The organism is Viridibacillus sp. KH_047 (assembly GCF_057838945.1).
Window position 1 is genome coordinate 924,392 of the sequence record NZ_CM174479.1, and the last position, 17,690, is coordinate 942,081.

Below are 17,690 nucleotides of genomic sequence, written 5' to 3' on the forward strand. Positions count from 1 at the left end.
TTGACGGAATTTGTTGAGGTACACACGATTAGTCAAGAGCCGGTACAGGTTAGAAAAATAGAACAATATCAGTTAAAACCAGCAGGATTTTGGGTAAGGTTTTGGGCTTATTTATTGGATTTAGCTATCATTAGTGCAATTTCTGGCTTAACAATGAATCCGATTGTGACTATACTTGGAATCAATACTGATAATGCGCCATGGTATGCGCCGGTAACAATTGTTTCTAGTGTTATTTTCTATTTATATTTTGTTATTATGACAAAGTTTTGGAATCAGACGGTAGGGAAAATGGTCTTTGGACTGAAAGTGGTTCATGTAAAAGAGCAAAAGCTAAAGTGGGGTACGGTAATTTTCCGAGAATGGATTGGGCGATTCTTTTCTGCTACTTTACCAGTCATCTATTGGATGGTAGCTTTTACACCAAATAAAAAGGGTTTACATGATTATATTGCAGATACAATTGTAGTTCATGAAAATACTTATGAAAAACATGATAAGATGGTACGAGTAGAACATCAAGAGCCTACTGTTGCTGAGTCAAAAGAAGAGGAAAATCTATCAGTTGATAAAGAAGCAGTCGATTCTGAGGTTTCTCAGTTGCAAGAGCCTAAAAGATTCGAGTAAGATTAAATACAAGGAGGCGTTGAAATGGTACAAGTAACATTTAAAAATAACCCTGTAACATTAGTAGGTAACGAAGTAAAAGTAGGTGATCAAGCACCTGGTTTTACAGTGCTAGCTCCAGATCTTTCTGAAAGAACATTACAAGATTATGAAGGTAAAATTCGTCTAATAAGTGTAGTACCTTCAATTGACACAGGTGTATGTGATGCACAAACACGTCGTTTCAATGAAGCTGCTTCTGAGTTAGGTGAAGACGTTGCCATTTTAACAATTTCATGTGACTTACCATTCGCTCTAAAACGCTGGTGCGGTGCGAACGGTATCGAAAATGTTTATACATTATCAGATCACCGTAATATGTCATTCGGTGATTCTTATGGTGTACACATGAAAGAACTTCGCTTATTAGCGCGTTCTGTTTTCGTTGTAGACCAAGCTGGAAAAGTTGTTTATGCAGAATATGTATCAGAAGGTACAAACCACCCCGATTATGAAGGTGCATTAGCAGCTGTTAAAGAACTAGTAAAATAAGAATTCTAATGATTAAAACAACATGAAACCCACTCTGCCTTTTATGAGTGGGTTTCACGTTTGAAGGAGTATATATGGAAACAATTGAAAAACTCTTTTCTTTTATTAATGACAATGCTCAGAAAATAGAGAAAGAACAAGAATTATCCTATTTAGATAGTGTTTTAGAAGTGTTGAATGCATGGTTAGATGGCGATAATGTACCGGCTGGTAAAGTGGCCTCAAAAGAAGATATTCGTAAGGCAATTCAACTTTCTATTTTAAAAGGAATGCGTGAAAACGCACAACCTAATCACCAAATGACTCCAGATGCATTGGGGTTATTAGTTGGTTATTTCGTGGAACAATTTATGGATAGTAAAGAGAAGGATGGCACTAAAATCAAACTTCTTGATCCAGCAGTTGGTACGGGGAATTTGCTATTAACCGTGATGAATTTACTACAAGACCGAGTAGATGGGGTTGGAGTAGAGATTGATGAGCTACTAATTCAATTAGCGGCCGCAGCTGCTGATTTAACAGAGCAGCCAGTTTCACTTTTCCGTCAAGACGCATTGCAAAATTTAATGATTGATCCGGTTGATGCAGTAGTCTGTGATTTACCAGTAGGGTATTATCCAAATGATGAAGTAGCAAAAGAATTTGAATTAAAGGCTACTGAAGGCATGACATATGCGCATCACTTATTTATCGAGCAGTCGTTGAAATATTCGAAGGATGGCGGTTATTTATTCTTCTTAGTACCAGAGAATATTTTTGAATCAGAACAAGCACAAGGTTTGTATAAATATTTACAAAAAACAGCATGGATTCAAGCAGTAATTCAATTACCGAGTTCACTTTTTTCAAATAAAGCACATTCGAAGAGTCTATTTATCTTACAAAAGAAAAGTGCTGATGGAAAACCAGTGAAGGAAGTATTACTTGCTAAAGTACCAAGCATGACGAATAAGCAAGCGTTAGAAATGTTCTTTACAAAAGTACAAATTTGGAAAAAAGAACAGAAATAATACGTAAAAAAAGAGGCCCTAAGGATAATTAGGAGCCTCTTTTTATTTAAAAATTATTTAGCATCAGATTCTGGTGTACGTACTACAAGTACATCACATTTAGCAGAGCGAACGATGTTTTCAGAAACACTACCGATTAGGAAGCGTTCTACAGCGTTTAAACCAGTTGCACCACAGATGATTAAATCTACTTCGTATTTTTTAGAAATTTCTTTTGTAATAATTGTTTTTGGGGAACCGTATTCGATTAAAACTTTAACATTTTCTACACCAGCTGTTTCAGCATCTTTTTTATAGCCAGCTAGCAACTCTTGAGCAAAAGTTTGAGCACGTTCAGCAATTGAACGGTCATATGCTTCAACAGCAGCAAATGAACGAGTGTCGATTACATTTACTAAATTTAACGTTGCGTTGTTACGTTTAGCAATTCCGACAGCTTTTTGGAATGCCCATTTTGCTTCAGCAGAACCGTCTACAGCCACGATGATATTGTTATAAGATAATGTCATATGTAATTCCTCCTTTATATTTAATATTATTATACCATTCAATAGAAACAAATAAACACCATAATATTGAAGTTATTGTGAAGGTTTTCCAATAAAAGTGTGAAAATTAATTGAAAATCTATGTTTACTATTGGATTTTTTAAAAGACTTATATTGATGGAATTATAAAAAAATATAATTTTCTAAATTTATACACAAATGAGTGTTAAAATCTGTTAAAATAAACATGTTTTAAATAGAGTTACTTGTTCATTGTATAAATACAACAAGAGTTAATAGCTTTTCACAATTAGGAGGATGGATTATGAAGATTGGTATTCCAAAAGAGATTAAAAACAATGAAAACCGTGTTGCTATGACACCTGCTGGAGTGGTCAACTTAACAGTTTTCGGACATGAAGTATTCATCGAAAAGGGAGCCGGTCTAGGGTCTGGTTTTGGAGATGAAGATTACGTAGCTGCTGGGGCACATATTGTAGGAACAGCAGAAGAAGCTTGGTCTCAAGAAATGGTTATGAAGGTAAAGGAACCAGTCGCATCTGAATATGGTTATTTCCATGAAGGACTTATTCTGTTTACTTATTTACACTTAGCACCAGAAGCAGAATTAACACAAGCATTGCTTGATAAAAAAGTTGTAGGGATTGCTTATGAAACAGTGCAACTTCCAAATAGATCATTGCCTTTATTAACACCGATGAGTGAAGTTGCAGGACGTATGGCAACTCAAATCGGTGCTCAGTATCTTGAGAAAATGGAGGGCGGTAAAGGTATTCTTCTAGGTGGTGTACCAGGAGTAACACGTGGTAAAGTTACTATTATTGGTGGAGGAATGGCTGGTGCAAACGCAGCACAAATTGCTATTGGTATGGGTGCTGATGTAACAATTATCGACCTAAGCCCAGAACGTTTACGCGTATTAGATGACCAATTTGGCCGTGATGTTCAAACTCTTATTTCAAACCCATTCAATATTGCTGAGTCTGTTAAAGATTCAGATTTAGTAATTGGAGCAGTACTTATTCCAGGTGCAAAAGCACCTAAGCTTGTAACTGAAGAAATGATCAAATCGATGTCTCCTGGTTCTGTAGTAGTTGATATTGCGATTGACCAAGGTGGTATTTTCGAAACTTCAGATCGTATAACTACCCATGATAATCCTACTTATGTGAAACACGGAGTAGTACATTATGCAGTAGCAAATATGCCAGGAGCTGTGCCACGTACTTCAACAATGGCACTTACAAACAACACTGTTCCTTATGCTTTGCAAATTGCTAACAAAGGCTATCAACAAGCTTGCTTAGACAATGAAGCATTGAAAAAAGGTTTAAATACGCTAGATGGTCATGTCACTTTTGCAGCTGTTGCAGAAGCATTAAACCATCCTTATGTAGATGCAAATACATTATTAAGATAATAATAGTAAAAGTCACTTAGTAATTTTACTAAGTGACTTTTATATAAAAAAGGACTATTCGATAGAAGAGTAGTCCTTACTGTTATTAAAGGATGATTAATTCTTTTGGATATTTCGTTAGAACTTCCACGCCATCTTTTGTTACATATACGTCGTCTTCGATACGAACGCCAGTAACATCCCCTTTGTAAATGCCAGGTTCGATTGTAAATACCATTCCTTCTTGAAGGGCCATTTCGTTTGCTCCGTGAATAGAAGGGAATTCATGTAAAGAAATGCCTAAACCGTGACCTAGACGATGTGTGAAATATTCACCGTATCCAGCATCAGTAATAACGTCACGAGAAATCTTATCTAAATCCATCGCGCGAACGCCAGGTTTAACAGCTGCAATAGCAGATTCGTTGGCGTTGCGAACAGCTTCATAAATTTCTTTTTGAGCGGATGTTGGCTCACCAAATGACACTGTACGTGTGATATCTGAGCAATAGCCGTTATAGACAACACCAAGATCAAATAAGACGAAATCACCTTTTTCAATTTTACGTTCACCCGGATTGCCGTGTGGAGAAGCAGAATTCTTACCACTTAGAACCATTGTGTCGAAAGACATATATACGCCTTTTTTCTTCATAGCTAGTTCAATGGCAGATAATATTTCAAGTTCAGTTTTACCTTCAGCAATTTCACTGCAACCTACTTCTATAGCATAATCCGCTAGAGCAGCTGCTTGTCGCAAGTTTTCAAGTTCTTCTTCTGATTTCACTAAACGCATGTTATTTAATTTGTCGTCAATGCCAACAAATTTTGTAGCAGGGAAGAAGTCATTAAGAGCTTCTAAACGCTCAACAGTTAAATGTGATTTTTCGATTGCTATATTTTGTAATGAAAGTCCACGTGCTTCTGCTGTTTGATGTAATAGTGCCCATGCATTCTCAGTGTCTTCGTGACCAACTACTTCATGTGACCAGCCTGAAGCTTTAGCATCCGGAACCTCCATTTTAGGGCAAATTAAAAATGGTTCAGTATCTTGGAAAATCATTACTCCAAGTAGTCTTTCGTGTGGATTACTTTTAAATCCAGATACATAAAACACATTATCAGGTGTTGTCACAAATGCTGCGTCAATACTTTGTTCTTTTAAATAGTTTGAAATAGTTTGTAATTTACTCATTATTAATCCCCCTTGGATTGATTAATAGTCCGTGGCTAAACGAGCGAGCGCCTAAGGTACTATAGTATTAGAATACCAAAAAAGAAGGAGAAAACATATTAATAACGAATATTTTCTAATAAGTCTAAATATTGGGAGGATTTAATTATGAAAGTTTCATATCACGGGCATTCAATTGTGAAAATTCAGGTGAATGGTTATACGGTTTTAATCGATCCTTTTATCAATGGTAACAAATTAACAGATTTAAAAGTGGAAGACCAAAAGCCGGATGTGATTTTATTGACGCATGGACATAATGACCATGTCGGGGATACGGTGGAGATTGCAAAAGCGGCTGATGCTTTAGTAGTGGCACCTGATGAGCTAGCGAATTATTTGTCCTGGCAAGGGGTTAGAACCCATCCACTACATATAGGGGGCTCTCATGTATTTGATTTTGGCAAAGTTAAATTAACACAAGCATTCCACGGCTCTTCCTATACAACAGAGAATCGTGAAATTATTTATACAGGTATGCCATCTGGAATTTTATTTTTTGCAGAGGGTAAGACGGTTTATCATGCAGGTGATACAGCGTTATTTAGCGATATGAAATTAATAGGTGAGCGCCATCCAATTGACGTAGCGTTTTTGCCAATTGGAGATAACTTTACAATGGGACCTGAGGATGCAGCGTGTGCGGTATCTTTTTTGAAACCGAAAGTTGTAGTTCCTGTGCATTATAATACATTCCCGCTTATCGAACAGGATCCGCAAAACTTTGCTGAAATGGTGTCGATTACTGAAGTGAAGGTATTGAATCCGGGAGAAGAACTGGAGATTTAATTAAAAAACCTGAAAGAATATGTCTTTATTGGTTTTTCAACTAATGAATATGACCAGAATGTGGTACACTTAAGCAACAATGATGTTGGAAAATAGGTGATTTTATGGCTACAAAACATGAGAAAATTCTTCAATATATAGAATCACTTCCTGTAGGGGATAAAATTTCTGTGCGACAAATCGCAAAGGATATTTCCGTGAGTGAAGGGACTGCTTATCGTGCAATTAAAGAGGCAGAAACAAGAAGACTCGTAAGCACGATTGAGCGTGTTGGAACGATTCGAATTGAGAAGAAGAAAAAAGAGAATATTGAAAGACTTACTTTTGCTGAAATCGTTAATATAGTGGATGGACAAGTGCTAGGTGGTAAAGACGGCTTGCATAAAACACTGACGAAATTTGTCATAGGTGCTATGAAGCTTGAGGACATGATGCGATATACCGATGCAGGTTGTCTTTTAATTGTTGGAAACCGCGGTCGTACGCATGAAAATGCTCTAAAAGAAGGAGCGGCTGTTTTAATAACAGGTGGCTTTGATGCGGCGGAAGAAACAAAGAAGCTCGCTGACCAGTTAGAGCTACCAATTATTTCGACAAGCTACGATACTTTTACTGTAGCAACGATGATTAACCGTGCTATTTATGACCAACTGATTAAAAAAGAAATTTTATTAATTGAAGATATATTTGTCTCTATGAAAGATACTGCTTTCTTAAAGTCGACGGATACGGTTCGCGAGTACCATTTATTAAATGCCTCAACGACTCATGGGGGTTTCCCAGTAGTGGATAAGCATCATAAAATTGTTGGAATCGTGACATCTCGTGATGTGATTGGTAAACAAGATGATGATCCTATAGATCGATTAATGACACGTAACCCTATTACAGTGTCAATGAAAACAAGTGTAGCAACGGCAGGGCATCGTATGATCTGGGAAGGCATTGATTTACTACCAGTAGTCGATGATCATGGATTGTTACAAGGTGTGATTAGCCGTCAGGATGTCTTAAAAGCATTACAAATGGCGCAAAGGCAGCCCCAACATGGAGAAACAATAGATGACCTAGTAAAAAACGAAATTAAAATGGCGCGAGGCGATGAGGAAACTACAGTGGAGTTTACCGTAACACCTCAAATGACAAACCAATTTGGTGCCATTTCATATGGTGCATTTACTACGTTACTAGTAGAAGCGGGCTCTAGTGCACTTAAAAAATTCAAACGCGGTGAAAGTGTAGTAGAGAATATGACAATTTATCATATGAAACCGGTACAAATGGAGACATCATTAGTCGTAAAACCACGCATTTTGGATATGAGTCGTAAATTTGTGAAAATGGATTTCGAAGTTTATAGTGAAGCTATATTAGTTGGTAAAGCGATGATGACCTTCCAATTATTAGAGCGCTAAATGTATTAAATTCGACAAAAAAAGTGATGCACAGTACTGTGCATCACTTTTTATTCAAACGATATTCTTCTTCAACAAATTGTCCATAGTGGCGAACTCGTTTATTATAATTAAATGCAGTAAATAGGCCGAAAAGAATTAAAACTGCACATACAATATACGTTAAAGTGGTGTGGTACATAATTATTTGGTTGATACCAAAAATAACTAATAAGCCACCTAAAGCTACACCAGCACGACTCGAATACCATTTTTTGCGAATAGGTAAATCAGAACGGAATTGTTTTGTTTTAAGGTAAAAATAAAAAACAACTGTAATAGCAATTAAAATTGCTAGAACAACATTCAAAATATTAGACATGGTGTTCCTCCTATAAAAGCAAAGCTGATTCTAGTTTAACGATAAATACAGGAAAAAGCGAGTAGAAAAACAAAGGGAATATGTTTATATAGATACTAAAAGAGGTTAAATCTTTCAGTAGATATCCTTTGATATAATCTAGTATGCTAGCCTTTGTATAGTCGGCATTAAGGGGTTCACAATCATTTAAAGGAGAATCATAATGAAACGACAAATTATTGACACAATTAAACAATATGAAACAATTATTATTCATCGTCATGTTAGACCAGATCCAGATGCTTACGGTTCACAAATGGGTCTACAAGCTATTTTACAAGCGACATATCCGGAAAAAACAGTATATACAACAGGTGAGCATGAAGAATCACTTTCATTTCTTGGAGAACCTCAAGTAGTTGCTGATGATGAGTTTGAAAATGCTCTTGTCATTGTTACTGACACAGCTAATACAGAGCGTGTCGACGATCAACGCTACAAACAAGGGAAGTTTTTAATTAAAATAGACCATCATCCAAATGATGATGCATATGGTGATATGCTTTGGGTCAACACAAATGCAAGCTCTTGTAGTGAAATGATCTATGATCTATTCACAGAGGGTAGAAAAGTAGCGGATTGGAAAATGGACAGTAAAGCGGCTCGTTTCTTATTTGCGGGAATCGTTGGTGATACTGGACGCTTTATCTATCCGAGTACAACAGAAACGACATTTAATACTGTTGGAGAACTAATCAAATATAATTTTGATCGTACAGAATTATTTGATGGTATGTATGAATTGAGCCGAGAATTGCTGCAGATGCAAGGTTATATATTCCAAAATTTCGTAATGGATGATAATGGAGCAGCTTATATTAAATTAACAATTGAAGTTTTAGAGCAATTTGGCGTGACTGCTTCCGATACTTCTCTTTTAGTAGGATCATTAGGTAATGTTAAAGGGATTAAGGCGTGGGTGATTTTTGTTGAAGAGGCAGATCAAATTCGTGTTCGCTTACGTTCAAAAGGACCAATTATTAATACTCTTGCAAAACAATATAATGGTGGAGGCCACCCAATGGCATCTGGTGCAACTATTTATAAATGGGAAGAATCAGAAGAGGTTATCTCGAAATTAAAAGAGCTTTGTGCAAAATACTAACTATCGAAAGGAAGAGATGAAGTTGCAAAATGTATATCCACAAATTGTGACGGCTGCGGATATGTTAAAAAGTACGATTCGCATTGATGAGCTCATTTCTTTCTTACAGCAAGAACATGCGAAGGCAGCAGCAATCGTCAATTCCAAATTGTACGGCTTGTTGCCTTTTTGGCGTGCATTAAAAAAAGCCGAGATTCATCCCGTTATTGGTTTAACCGTTCGTGTGCAATTTGGCGAACAGCAAGTAAGATCAGTCGTTTTATATGCGGCTACACAGCAAGGTTATCAACATTTGCTGAAAGTAACTTCAGCTATGTCTATTCGTGAGGGAGAAGTATTACCATTACGCTGGCTTGAAGGGTATCAAGAGGGTTGTATATTGATGATACCTATCACTTCACCGGACTGGATAGATGAAGGTTCATTTGAAGATGTACAAGCACTAAAAGCTATTTTTGGTAAAGGTAGATTATATGTTGGGATTGACAGACCTGGTGGTTTGAAGTCTGATATAGAACAGAACATTATTAGCTATTGCCACGAACAAGAATTACCTATTTGTGCGACTCATCTATGTACTTTTATGCGTGAAGAACATGCTTTTTCTTTTGAAGTAGCTAAAGCTATTGAAAAAGGGATGAAGATGAACATTAGTGATCAATTAACCGCACGTGAGCGTCAACAGTATGTACCTAATAACAGCCAATGGCAGGATTGGTTTGCAGATTATCCTGAGTGGCTTTTGTCGGCTGAGGAAATGTTACTTAGTTGTCAGGTTGATCTAGCATTCGACAAATTTTTGATGCCTAAGTTCCCAACGCCAAAAAGTGAAACAGCTTTTTCATTACTTGAAGCAAATAGCTTAAGAGGATTACAAGAGCGGGTACCAAATGCCAATGCAGATTATATAGAGAGACTGCATTATGAATTAGGAATCATTCAAGAAATGGGCTATGCAGATTACTTTTTAATCGTTTCGGATTATATTCAATACGCGAAAAGTAAGCAAATTTTAACGGGGCCAGGTCGTGGTTCGTCAGCGAGTTCACTTGTTGCCTATACATTACGAATTACAGATGTGGATCCATTACAATATGGTTTATTATTCGAACGTTTCTTAAATCCAGAGCGAATCACCATGCCAGATATTGACGTTGACTTTGCAGATCATCGTCGGCAGGAAGTGATTCAATATGTTGCTGATAAATATGGAAAAACATATACATCACAAATCATTACATTCGGTACGCTATCTGCTAAAGCGGTTGCTAGAGATGTAGCACGTGTATTCGGCTTCACAAGTGAAGAGATGACGACTATTTCCTCGCTTATTCCTAATAAGGTAGGTATTACTTTAAGAGAAGCCTTAGCAGCTTCTGCATCATTACGTGATTGGATTGCAGCTTCAGATATACGCCAAAAATGGATTGAAGTTGCATTAAATTTAGAGGGACTGCCTCGAAATGCATCAACGCATGCAGCGGGTGTGGTACTTTCTCCAGAACCTTTAGTAAATATCGTCCCTATTGAGCCGGGTAACGAAGGGCTCTATATAACACAGTGGCCGATGCAAGAAGTAGAATCCATCGGCTTGTTAAAAATGGATTTCCTTGGTCTGCGTAATTTAACCATCTTAGAGCGTATCCGTTCAATGATTTATTATGATACAAAGAAGTTTCTTGATTTCGAAAAAATTCCATTACATGATCCCTCGACTTTCAAGTTGTTGCAACAAGGCGATACAACAGGTGTTTTCCAATTAGAATCCGATGGTATGCGCCAAGCATTACGTGACATAAGGCCAACTGTTTTTCAGGATATCGTGGCAGTCAATGCACTGTATCGTCCAGGTCCAATGGATTTTATTCCTGTTTATAGTAAAAGGAAGCACGGTGGGGAAGCTGTAATCATGCCACATCCAGTACTTGAACCTATTTTAAGAGAGACGTATGGTGTCATTGTATATCAGGAACAAATCATGCAAATTGCTTCAGTGATGGCAGGATTTACGATGGGTGAAGCAGATATTTTACGTCGAGCAGTTAGTAAAAAGAAAAAGGAAATATTAGATGCCGAACAACAACATTTCGTGAAGAACTCTTTAGCAAAGGGGTTTACTGAGCAAGTAGCGGTGGAAGTTTACGATTTAATTGTTCGCTTTGCAAATTACGGTTTCCCAAAAAGTCATGCAGTCGCATATAGTGTCATTTCTTATCATATGGCGTATTTAAAAGCGAATTTTCCTGCGTATTTTTACGCTGCACTTTTGACAAGTACCATAGGAAATCAAGATCGTCTTATGCGCTTATTGCAAGAGGTTAAACAAAAAGGAATAACCGTATTGCCACCGTCTATTCATCATAGCGGTCGCACATTCCGAGTGGAGAATGGTGCTATTCGTTTTGCGCTCTCTGCAATAAAAGGTGTACCACAATCATTTTTAACAAAACTTTTAAGCTTACGTAAAAATGGTCATTCTAACTGGGCTGATTTATTTGATTTTGCGCTTGATATGACAGGCGTTCATTTCACTAGAAAAGCATTGGAACCATTAATAAAGGCTGGAGCGCTGGATGACTTTGGTAGAGATCGTGGGCAACTTTTAGCTTCTATTGAAGCAGTGGTCAAGCATGCGAATTTATATCGACCAAATGATGAAGAGAGTTTATTAAGTGATGGCGATTTTTTATTCGGAAAACCCAAATATGCAGACGCAAGCTTGATGCCAGAAAAGCTATTGTTGCAATATGAAAAAGAGGTCCTTGGACTTTATATGTCAGAGCATCCAATTTTGAAATTAAAGAAAGAGTTGCAACTAGATTCAATGTCTGCTGCGGATATTTTACAAATTCAAGGTCGAAAATATGCGAAAATGCTCGGTATCGTTTCAGGGATAAAGCAAATTCGTACGAAAAAAGGCGAACAAATGGCGTTTATTGACCTTGAAGATGAATCTGGAATGCTTTCAATAACTATCTTTCCCCGTGAATATATCCATATTCAAGAATGGTTACAAGAGGAACAGATTGTTTTGGCAGAAGGTTTTGTAGAGCTACGTAACGGTAAGGCACAGATGATTGTAAAGAAATTAATAACGGAACTAACTGAAAAATAGATTAAACGACTAAAACTGTGTGATATTCGCACAGTTTTTTATTTTTACTTTACTCTTCGAAAGATTTTATGTATGCTATTATCAAAAGTGGTCAGACCACTTTTTCAAACTTATATTGTCCAAGGAGAAATTCGATGAGTGCAGAAAAACCAACTTCTAAAATGTTTATCCAAATTGTCAGTGAGCTACGAGCTTTAATACGTGATGAAAATATTCCGGCAGGTGGTAAAATCCCATCAGAGCGTGTACTAGCTGAGCGTTTGAATGTTGGCAGGTCATCTGTAAGAGAAGCACTACGCAGTTTAGAGCTACTTGGACTCATTGAAACGCGTAGAGGCGAAGGAACATTCTTAACCGATTTTCGAAATCATAAACTAGTAGAAGTATTGTCTACCTTCATTTTGCAAGAAGGAACAGATTTAGAAAATGTGAATGAAACACGAAAAATTCTTGAACGTGATGCAATTCGTATCGTGTCTTCTAATGAAACATTACGAAAGTTACCAGTATGGGAAAGTTTGTGGCGTAATCTTGAAACTGAAGGTGTAATTGCGCGCGAAGATGTTATGCGAGAAATCGTTATCGCATCAGAAAATCGCCTTGTACTGAAAATTTGGATTCTGTTAAAGCAATATGGAAAAGAGATGTATAGTGGACTTTCTACCGAGCATGAACAGCCTATGTTACAAGCATTTATTAGTGAATTAATGATAGGAAATACTGCTGAAGCAATAAGCTGGTTTGATAAATGGACCGAGTTGCTACATAAGGGGAGAGATATTTTATGAGTATAAAAGATTTATTTAAAACCAATAAAATTAAAAATAAAGCGCGTATTTCTATAAAGCGTGAAGAACATGATGTACCAGAAGGAATCATGACAAAATGTCCTGATTGTCGTCATGTGGAGTTAACAAAGGATTTAATGAAAGGATTAAAAGTTTGTTCAAAGTGTGACCATCATTACAAAATGACAGCACAAGAGCGTGTTGAAATTTTCTTTGATGAAGGTACATTTAAATCATTGGATGATCACTTAGTTTCTATTAATCCATTAGAGTTTCCTAGCTATATAGAAAAGATTCAATCAGATATAAAGAAAACAGGATTAAATGAAGCGGTATTAACAGGTGTCGGTGAGTTAGATGGCGAACAAATCGTTGTAGCGATTATGGATTCACATTTCCGTATGGGCTCAATGGGTTCTGTAGTTGGTGAGAAGATCACCCGTGCAATTGAAAAGGCCACTGAACTAAATGCACCATTTATCATTTTCACAGCGAGCGGTGGAGCTCGTATGCAAGAAGGCGTATTATCTCTTATGCAAATGGCGAAAACGAGTGTTGCCTTACAACGCCATAGTGCAGAAGGCCATTTATTTATTTCAATCATGACACATCCGACAACTGGTGGTGTTTCTGCAAGTTTTGCTTCTCTTGGAGATATCAATTTAGCTGAGCCAAAAGCATTGATTGGCTTTGCGGGGCGTCGTGTTATTGAACAGACGGTTCGTGAAAAATTACCAGAAGATTTCCAAACCGCTGAATTTCTATTGGCACACGGTCAGTTAGATGCGGTGGTAAATCGTAAAGATATGCGCAAAACAGTTTCAACAATTGTTAAGCTTCATGTAAAGGAGGCGCAATAATAATGGTGAAATACTTACCTTTCGAAGCACCTCTTATGCAGCTTCGTGAAAAAATTAATGAGTTAAAAGAATTCACTGCTAATGCAGATGTTGATATGTCGAAAGAAATTAGTCAGCTTGAGGACCGTTTTAGTAAATTAGCTAAAGAAATTTATGATAATATCCAACCTTGGGACCGAGTGCAAATTGCTAGACATCCTGAGCGTCCAACGACAAAAGATTATATAAATGCTATTTTTGATGATTTTATCGAGTTTCATGGTGATCGAAACTTTGGTGATGATGAAGCGATTATCGGAGGTATTGCCTCTTTTGAAGGCCGACCAGTTACAATTATTGGCCATCAAAGAGGGAAGGATACAAAAGAGAATATTCGACGTAACTTCGGTATGCCACATCCGGAAGGCTATAGAAAGGCTCTACGCCTAATGAAGCAAGCTGAGAAATTTTCAAGACCAATTATATGTATGATTGATACAAAAGGTGCGTATCCTGGTAAAGCGGCAGAACAACGTGGACAAAGTGAAGCTATAGCGCGCAATCTATTTGAAATGGCGGGGTTAAAAGTTCCAGTCATCAGTATAGTTATAGGTGAAGGTGGTAGTGGTGGTGCACTTGCTCTTTGTGTAGCGAACCAAATTCACATGTTAGAAAATGCGACTTTGTCTGTTATTTCACCAGAAGGAGCTGCTTCGATTTTATGGAAGGATGCGACTTTAGCACAAAAAGCTGCAGAAGCTATGCGTATTACTGCACCGAACTTAAAGGAAATGGCAATTATAGATGAAATTATTCCTGAAGTGTTAGGTGGAGCGCATAATGATGTAGTGCAACAAGCGCTTAATATGAAGACGGTTCTTAGTGATTCAATAGAAAAACTGAAAAATATACCAGCCGATGAACTAATTGAAAATCGTTATAATAAATTTAGAGCTATTGGAGTATACACTGAATAGTTACAAATCGTTATAATAAATTTTGAGCTATTGGGGTATAACTACATTGAATAGTAACAATTAAATATAAGGGTGGGCTGAATCTGTATCGATATCAATTTATTAGATACATGAAACAGCCTATTTCTTTCGACACATACTGACACTGAATACTATTTCGTGTTAATGTCTTAATAGTGACGCTTGTAGGAGGAATGAATCATATGAAAAAAATTGGTGTTTTAACAAGTGGTGGAGATGCACCAGGCATGAATGCAGCTGTCCGCGCAGTTGTCAGGAAAGCTTTATATCATGATTTAGAAGTTGCAGGTATTTACTATGGCTATCAAGGACTGATAGATGGACAAATTGAAAGTTTAGATCGCGGTTCTGTAGGGGATATTATTCAACGTGGGGGTACGAAATTACATTCTGCACGTTGTCTAGAATTCAAAACAGAAGAAGGACAACTCAAAGCGATTGAACAGTTGAAAAAGCATGGTATTGAAGGGTTAGTTGTTATCGGTGGAGACGGTTCTTATCAAGGGGCTTTGGCATTAACGAAGCATGGTTTCCCTTGTGTAGGTGTGCCGGGAACCATTGATAATGATATTCCAGGAACAGATTATACAATAGGTTTTGATACAGCTTTGAATACTGTAATTGATTGTATTGATAAAATTCGTGATACAGCAACATCTCATGAACGTACATTTATCATTGAAGTAATGGGTCGTGATGCAGGTGATTTGGCTTTATGGGCTGGTCTTGCTGGTGGTGCTGAAACGATTTTAATTCCTGAAGTACAACATGATTTAGACGAACTTGTCACTCGTTTAGAACAAGGTTATGACAGAGGGAAAAAGCACAGTATTATTATAGTTGCTGAAGGTGTTATGTCAGCGAGTGATTTAGCAAAAAAACTTTCAGAAAAAAATATTGAAACAAGAGTTTCAGTTTTAGGTCATATCCAACGTGGTGGATCGCCGACAGCACGTGACCGTGTACTAGCAAGTACTTTCGCTGCGAGAGCAGTAGAATTATTAATTGAGAATCGTGGTGGTCTTGCAGTTGGCATGAGAAACCATGTGGTGGTAGACTATGACTTAGAAGAGGCATTTAAGAAAGAACGTAATACAGACTTGTCAATGTACACTTTATCAAAAGAATTATCGATTTAATTAAATTGGAGTGGTCGAACAGATGAGAAAAACAAAAATTGTATGTACTATTGGTCCCGCTAGTGAATCGCAAGAAATTTTAGTGCAATTAATCGAAGCAGGTATGAACGTAGCTCGTTTGAATTTTTCGCATGGTAGTCATGAAGAACACGCAGCAAGAATCGAGAGCATTCGTGAAGCAGCGAAAAAGACTGGACAAGTTGTCGCTATTTTACTTGATACAAAAGGTCCTGAAATTCGTACGCATTCAATGGAAAATGGCGCTGTAGAATTAGTAACAGGTCAAACAATTGATATTTCAATGACAGAAGTACTTGGCAATAAAGAAGTTTTCTCTATTACGTACGAAAAACTTATTGATGATGTTGAAGAAGGTTCAACCATTTTATTAGATGATGGTCTAATTGAATTACGTGTAACTGGTAAAGATACAGATGCTGGATTAATTCATACTGTAGTTGAAAATGCAGGCGTACTTAAAAATAAAAAAGGCGTGAATGTACCAGGCGTTTCAGTACAATTACCAGGTATTACGGATAAGGATGCACAAGATATTCTATTTGGTATCGAACAAGGTGTAGACTTTATCGCTGCTTCATTTGTGCGTCGTTCATCAGATGTATTGGAAATCCGTGAGTTGTTAGAAAATAATAACGGTGGACATATCCAAATTATTCCGAAAATCGAGAATCAAGAAGGTGTCGATAATATCGATGAAATCATTCAAGTTTCCGACGGTTTAATGGTTGCTCGTGGTGACCTTGGAGTTGAAATTCCAGCAGAAGAAGTACCTATTGTTCAAAAAAATCTAATCAAAAAATGTAACACAGTAGGAAAACCGGTTATTACAGCGACACAAATGCTGGATTCAATGCAGCGTAACCCTCGTCCTACTCGAGCTGAAGCAAGTGACGTAGCGAATGCAATCTTAGATGGTACAGATGCAATCATGCTTTCTGGTGAAACAGCAGCTGGACTTTATCCGGTAGAATCTGTAAAAACAATGTATAAAATTGCCGATCGCATAGAGGATTCATTGGATCACCGTGCAATTGTTAGTAAGCGTAGCCGTGAAAAAGGTGCTAGCATGACTGAGGCGATTAGCCAAGCAGTTGCTTACACTTCACTTAACTTACAAGTTTCAGCTATTTTAGCACCTACTGAGAGTGGTCATACAGCACGTATGATCGCCAAATATCGTCCAGGTGTACCGATTATTTCAGTTACATCATCAGAACAAACATGTCGCAAATTAGCTCTTGTATGGGGTGTATTCCCTATCGTTGGACCAAAAGTAAGTTCAACGGATGAAATTTTAGAGCTATCTGTTCAAGAAAGTTTGAACAAAGGCTATGTTCACCACGGTGATTTAGTTGTAATTACAGCTGGTGTGCCAGTAGGTGAATCGGGTACGACAAACTTGATGAAAGTTCATGTAATTGGTGATATGCTTACTAAAGGTCAAGGAATTGGTAAATCTGCTGCTATAGGTAAAGCTTTAGTTGTCAGAAATGCTGAGCAAGCACTAGCGCAAGATACTGAAGGCAAAATTATTGTAACGATTGGTTCCGATCGTGATATGATGCCTGCTATCTCTAAATGCGCAGGGTTAATTACAGAAGAAGGTGGACTAACAAGTCATGCTGCAGTTGTTGGCTTAAGTCTAGGTATTCCTGTTATTGTGGGTGTGAAAGACGCTACAACAATGATAAGCGATGGACAAGAGTTATCAATCGATGCAGTATCTGGAGTTGTCTACTACGGACGTTCAAGTATTTTGTAATAAATAAAC

The 17,690-nt window shown here is 37.4% G+C and carries 16 protein-coding genes; 13 read left to right on the forward strand and 3 right to left on the reverse strand.

The features are described from left to right. From AC3IS5_RS04685 to AC3IS5_RS04695, 3 genes are all read left to right on the forward strand, one after another. Entirely contained in the window at positions 1–627 is a 627-nt protein-coding gene (locus AC3IS5_RS04685) for an RDD family protein (RefSeq protein WP_489426764.1), read from the forward strand. Between the two features lie 24 nt (positions 628–651). Then, a complete protein-coding gene (gene tpx / locus AC3IS5_RS04690) occupies positions 652–1,158 on the forward strand; it encodes a thiol peroxidase (protein ID WP_489426765.1) in 507 nt (168 codons plus the stop codon). 74 nt (positions 1,159–1,232) lie between these two features. Further along, positions 1,233–2,168: a class I SAM-dependent methyltransferase gene (locus AC3IS5_RS04695; protein ID WP_489426766.1), complete on the forward strand. Its 936-nt coding sequence runs from the start codon at positions 1,233–1,235 to the stop codon at positions 2,166–2,168. Positions 2,169–2,221: 53 nt separating this feature from the next. Here the strand turns inward: AC3IS5_RS04695 and AC3IS5_RS04700 are convergent, their stop codons facing one another. Then, on the reverse strand, positions 2,222–2,677 hold the full coding sequence (locus tag AC3IS5_RS04700) for a universal stress protein (RefSeq protein WP_489426767.1): 456 nt from the start codon (positions 2,675–2,677) through the stop codon (positions 2,222–2,224). 304 nt (positions 2,678–2,981) lie between these two features. Between AC3IS5_RS04700 and ald the strand changes: the two genes are divergently transcribed. Beyond that, positions 2,982–4,097, forward strand: coding sequence for an alanine dehydrogenase (gene ald / locus AC3IS5_RS04705; protein WP_489426768.1), 1,116 nt, complete (start codon positions 2,982–2,984; stop codon positions 4,095–4,097). Between the two features lie 85 nt (positions 4,098–4,182). On the opposite strand, the gene AC3IS5_RS04710 is transcribed toward ald, so the two are convergent. Beyond that, a complete protein-coding gene (locus AC3IS5_RS04710; RefSeq protein ID WP_489426769.1) occupies positions 4,183–5,271 on the reverse strand; it encodes a M24 family metallopeptidase in 1,089 nt (362 codons plus the stop codon). Between the two features lie 147 nt (positions 5,272–5,418). Here AC3IS5_RS04710 and AC3IS5_RS04715 point away from each other — a divergent pair, with 147 nt between their 5' ends. Further along, positions 5,419–6,099, forward strand: a complete 681-nt coding sequence (locus AC3IS5_RS04715) for a metal-dependent hydrolase (RefSeq protein WP_489426770.1) — start codon at positions 5,419–5,421, stop codon at positions 6,097–6,099. A gap of 104 nt (positions 6,100–6,203) precedes the next feature. After that, the gene (locus AC3IS5_RS04720) at positions 6,204–7,514 is read left to right on the forward strand and encodes a DRTGG domain-containing protein (RefSeq protein WP_489426771.1); all 1,311 of its coding nucleotides are present in this window, start codon (positions 6,204–6,206) and stop codon (positions 7,512–7,514) included. Between the two features lie 43 nt (positions 7,515–7,557). On the opposite strand, the gene AC3IS5_RS04725 is transcribed toward AC3IS5_RS04720, so the two are convergent. Then, positions 7,558–7,875 carry a YtpI family protein gene (locus AC3IS5_RS04725; RefSeq protein ID WP_053416619.1) on the reverse strand — a complete coding sequence of 106 codons (318 nt, stop codon included), beginning with the start codon at positions 7,873–7,875 and terminating at the stop codon, positions 7,558–7,560. A gap of 202 nt (positions 7,876–8,077) precedes the next feature. On the opposite strand from AC3IS5_RS04725, the gene AC3IS5_RS04730 reads away from it, so the two are divergent. The 7 genes from AC3IS5_RS04730 (at position 8,078) to pyk (ending at position 17,681) form a co-directional block, all read left to right on the forward strand. Then, positions 8,078–9,019: a DHH family phosphoesterase gene (locus AC3IS5_RS04730; RefSeq protein WP_489426772.1), complete on the forward strand. Its 942-nt coding sequence runs from the start codon at positions 8,078–8,080 to the stop codon at positions 9,017–9,019. 22 nt (positions 9,020–9,041) lie between these two features. Further along, on the forward strand, positions 9,042–12,134 hold the full coding sequence (gene dnaE / locus AC3IS5_RS04735; protein ID WP_489426773.1) for a DNA polymerase III subunit alpha: 3,093 nt from the start codon (positions 9,042–9,044) through the stop codon (positions 12,132–12,134). Between the two features lie 134 nt (positions 12,135–12,268). Then, entirely contained in the window at positions 12,269–12,922 is a 654-nt protein-coding gene (locus tag AC3IS5_RS04740) for a FadR/GntR family transcriptional regulator (protein WP_489426774.1), read from the forward strand. Then, a complete protein-coding gene (gene accD / locus AC3IS5_RS04745; RefSeq protein ID WP_489426775.1) occupies positions 12,919–13,782 on the forward strand; it encodes an acetyl-CoA carboxylase, carboxyltransferase subunit beta in 864 nt (287 codons plus the stop codon). Before AC3IS5_RS04740 ends, accD begins: the two co-directional genes overlap by 4 nt. A gap of 2 nt (positions 13,783–13,784) precedes the next feature. Further along, entirely contained in the window at positions 13,785–14,738 is a 954-nt protein-coding gene (gene accA, locus AC3IS5_RS04750) for an acetyl-CoA carboxylase carboxyl transferase subunit alpha (RefSeq protein ID WP_489426776.1), read from the forward strand. 203 nt (positions 14,739–14,941) lie between these two features. Next, positions 14,942–15,898, forward strand: coding sequence for a 6-phosphofructokinase (gene pfkA / locus AC3IS5_RS04755; RefSeq protein ID WP_489426777.1), 957 nt, complete (start codon positions 14,942–14,944; stop codon positions 15,896–15,898). Positions 15,899–15,920: 22 nt separating this feature from the next. Next, entirely contained in the window at positions 15,921–17,681 is a 1,761-nt protein-coding gene (gene pyk, locus AC3IS5_RS04760) for a pyruvate kinase (protein WP_489426778.1), read from the forward strand. Positions 17,682–17,690: the final 9 nt, after the last annotated feature.

What these genes read in the sequence shown, in the direction of transcription:
- tpx (WP_489426765.1), top strand. Translation starts at nt 652, where the DNA reads ATGGTACAAGTAACATTTAAAAATAACCCTGTAACATTAGTAGGTAAC.
- AC3IS5_RS04695 (WP_489426766.1), top strand. Translation starts at nt 1,233, where the DNA reads ATGGAAACAATTGAAAAACTCTTTTCTTTTATTAATGACAATGCTCAG.
- AC3IS5_RS04700 (WP_489426767.1), bottom strand. Translation starts at nt 2,677, where the DNA reads ATGACATTATCTTATAACAATATCATCGTGGCTGTAGACGGTTCTGCT.
- ald (WP_489426768.1), top strand. Translation starts at nt 2,982, where the DNA reads ATGAAGATTGGTATTCCAAAAGAGATTAAAAACAATGAAAACCGTGTT.
- AC3IS5_RS04710 (WP_489426769.1), bottom strand. Translation starts at nt 5,271, where the DNA reads ATGAGTAAATTACAAACTATTTCAAACTATTTAAAAGAACAAAGTATT.
- AC3IS5_RS04715 (WP_489426770.1), top strand. Translation starts at nt 5,419, where the DNA reads ATGAAAGTTTCATATCACGGGCATTCAATTGTGAAAATTCAGGTGAAT.
- AC3IS5_RS04720 (WP_489426771.1), top strand. Translation starts at nt 6,204, where the DNA reads ATGGCTACAAAACATGAGAAAATTCTTCAATATATAGAATCACTTCCT.
- AC3IS5_RS04725 (WP_053416619.1), bottom strand. Translation starts at nt 7,875, where the DNA reads ATGTCTAATATTTTGAATGTTGTTCTAGCAATTTTAATTGCTATTACA.
- AC3IS5_RS04730 (WP_489426772.1), top strand. Translation starts at nt 8,078, where the DNA reads ATGAAACGACAAATTATTGACACAATTAAACAATATGAAACAATTATT.
- AC3IS5_RS04740 (WP_489426774.1), top strand. Translation starts at nt 12,269, where the DNA reads ATGAGTGCAGAAAAACCAACTTCTAAAATGTTTATCCAAATTGTCAGT.
- accD (WP_489426775.1), top strand. Translation starts at nt 12,919, where the DNA reads ATGAGTATAAAAGATTTATTTAAAACCAATAAAATTAAAAATAAAGCG.
- accA (WP_489426776.1), top strand. Translation starts at nt 13,785, where the DNA reads ATGGTGAAATACTTACCTTTCGAAGCACCTCTTATGCAGCTTCGTGAA.
- pfkA (WP_489426777.1), top strand. Translation starts at nt 14,942, where the DNA reads ATGAAAAAAATTGGTGTTTTAACAAGTGGTGGAGATGCACCAGGCATG.
- pyk (WP_489426778.1), top strand. Translation starts at nt 15,921, where the DNA reads ATGAGAAAAACAAAAATTGTATGTACTATTGGTCCCGCTAGTGAATCG.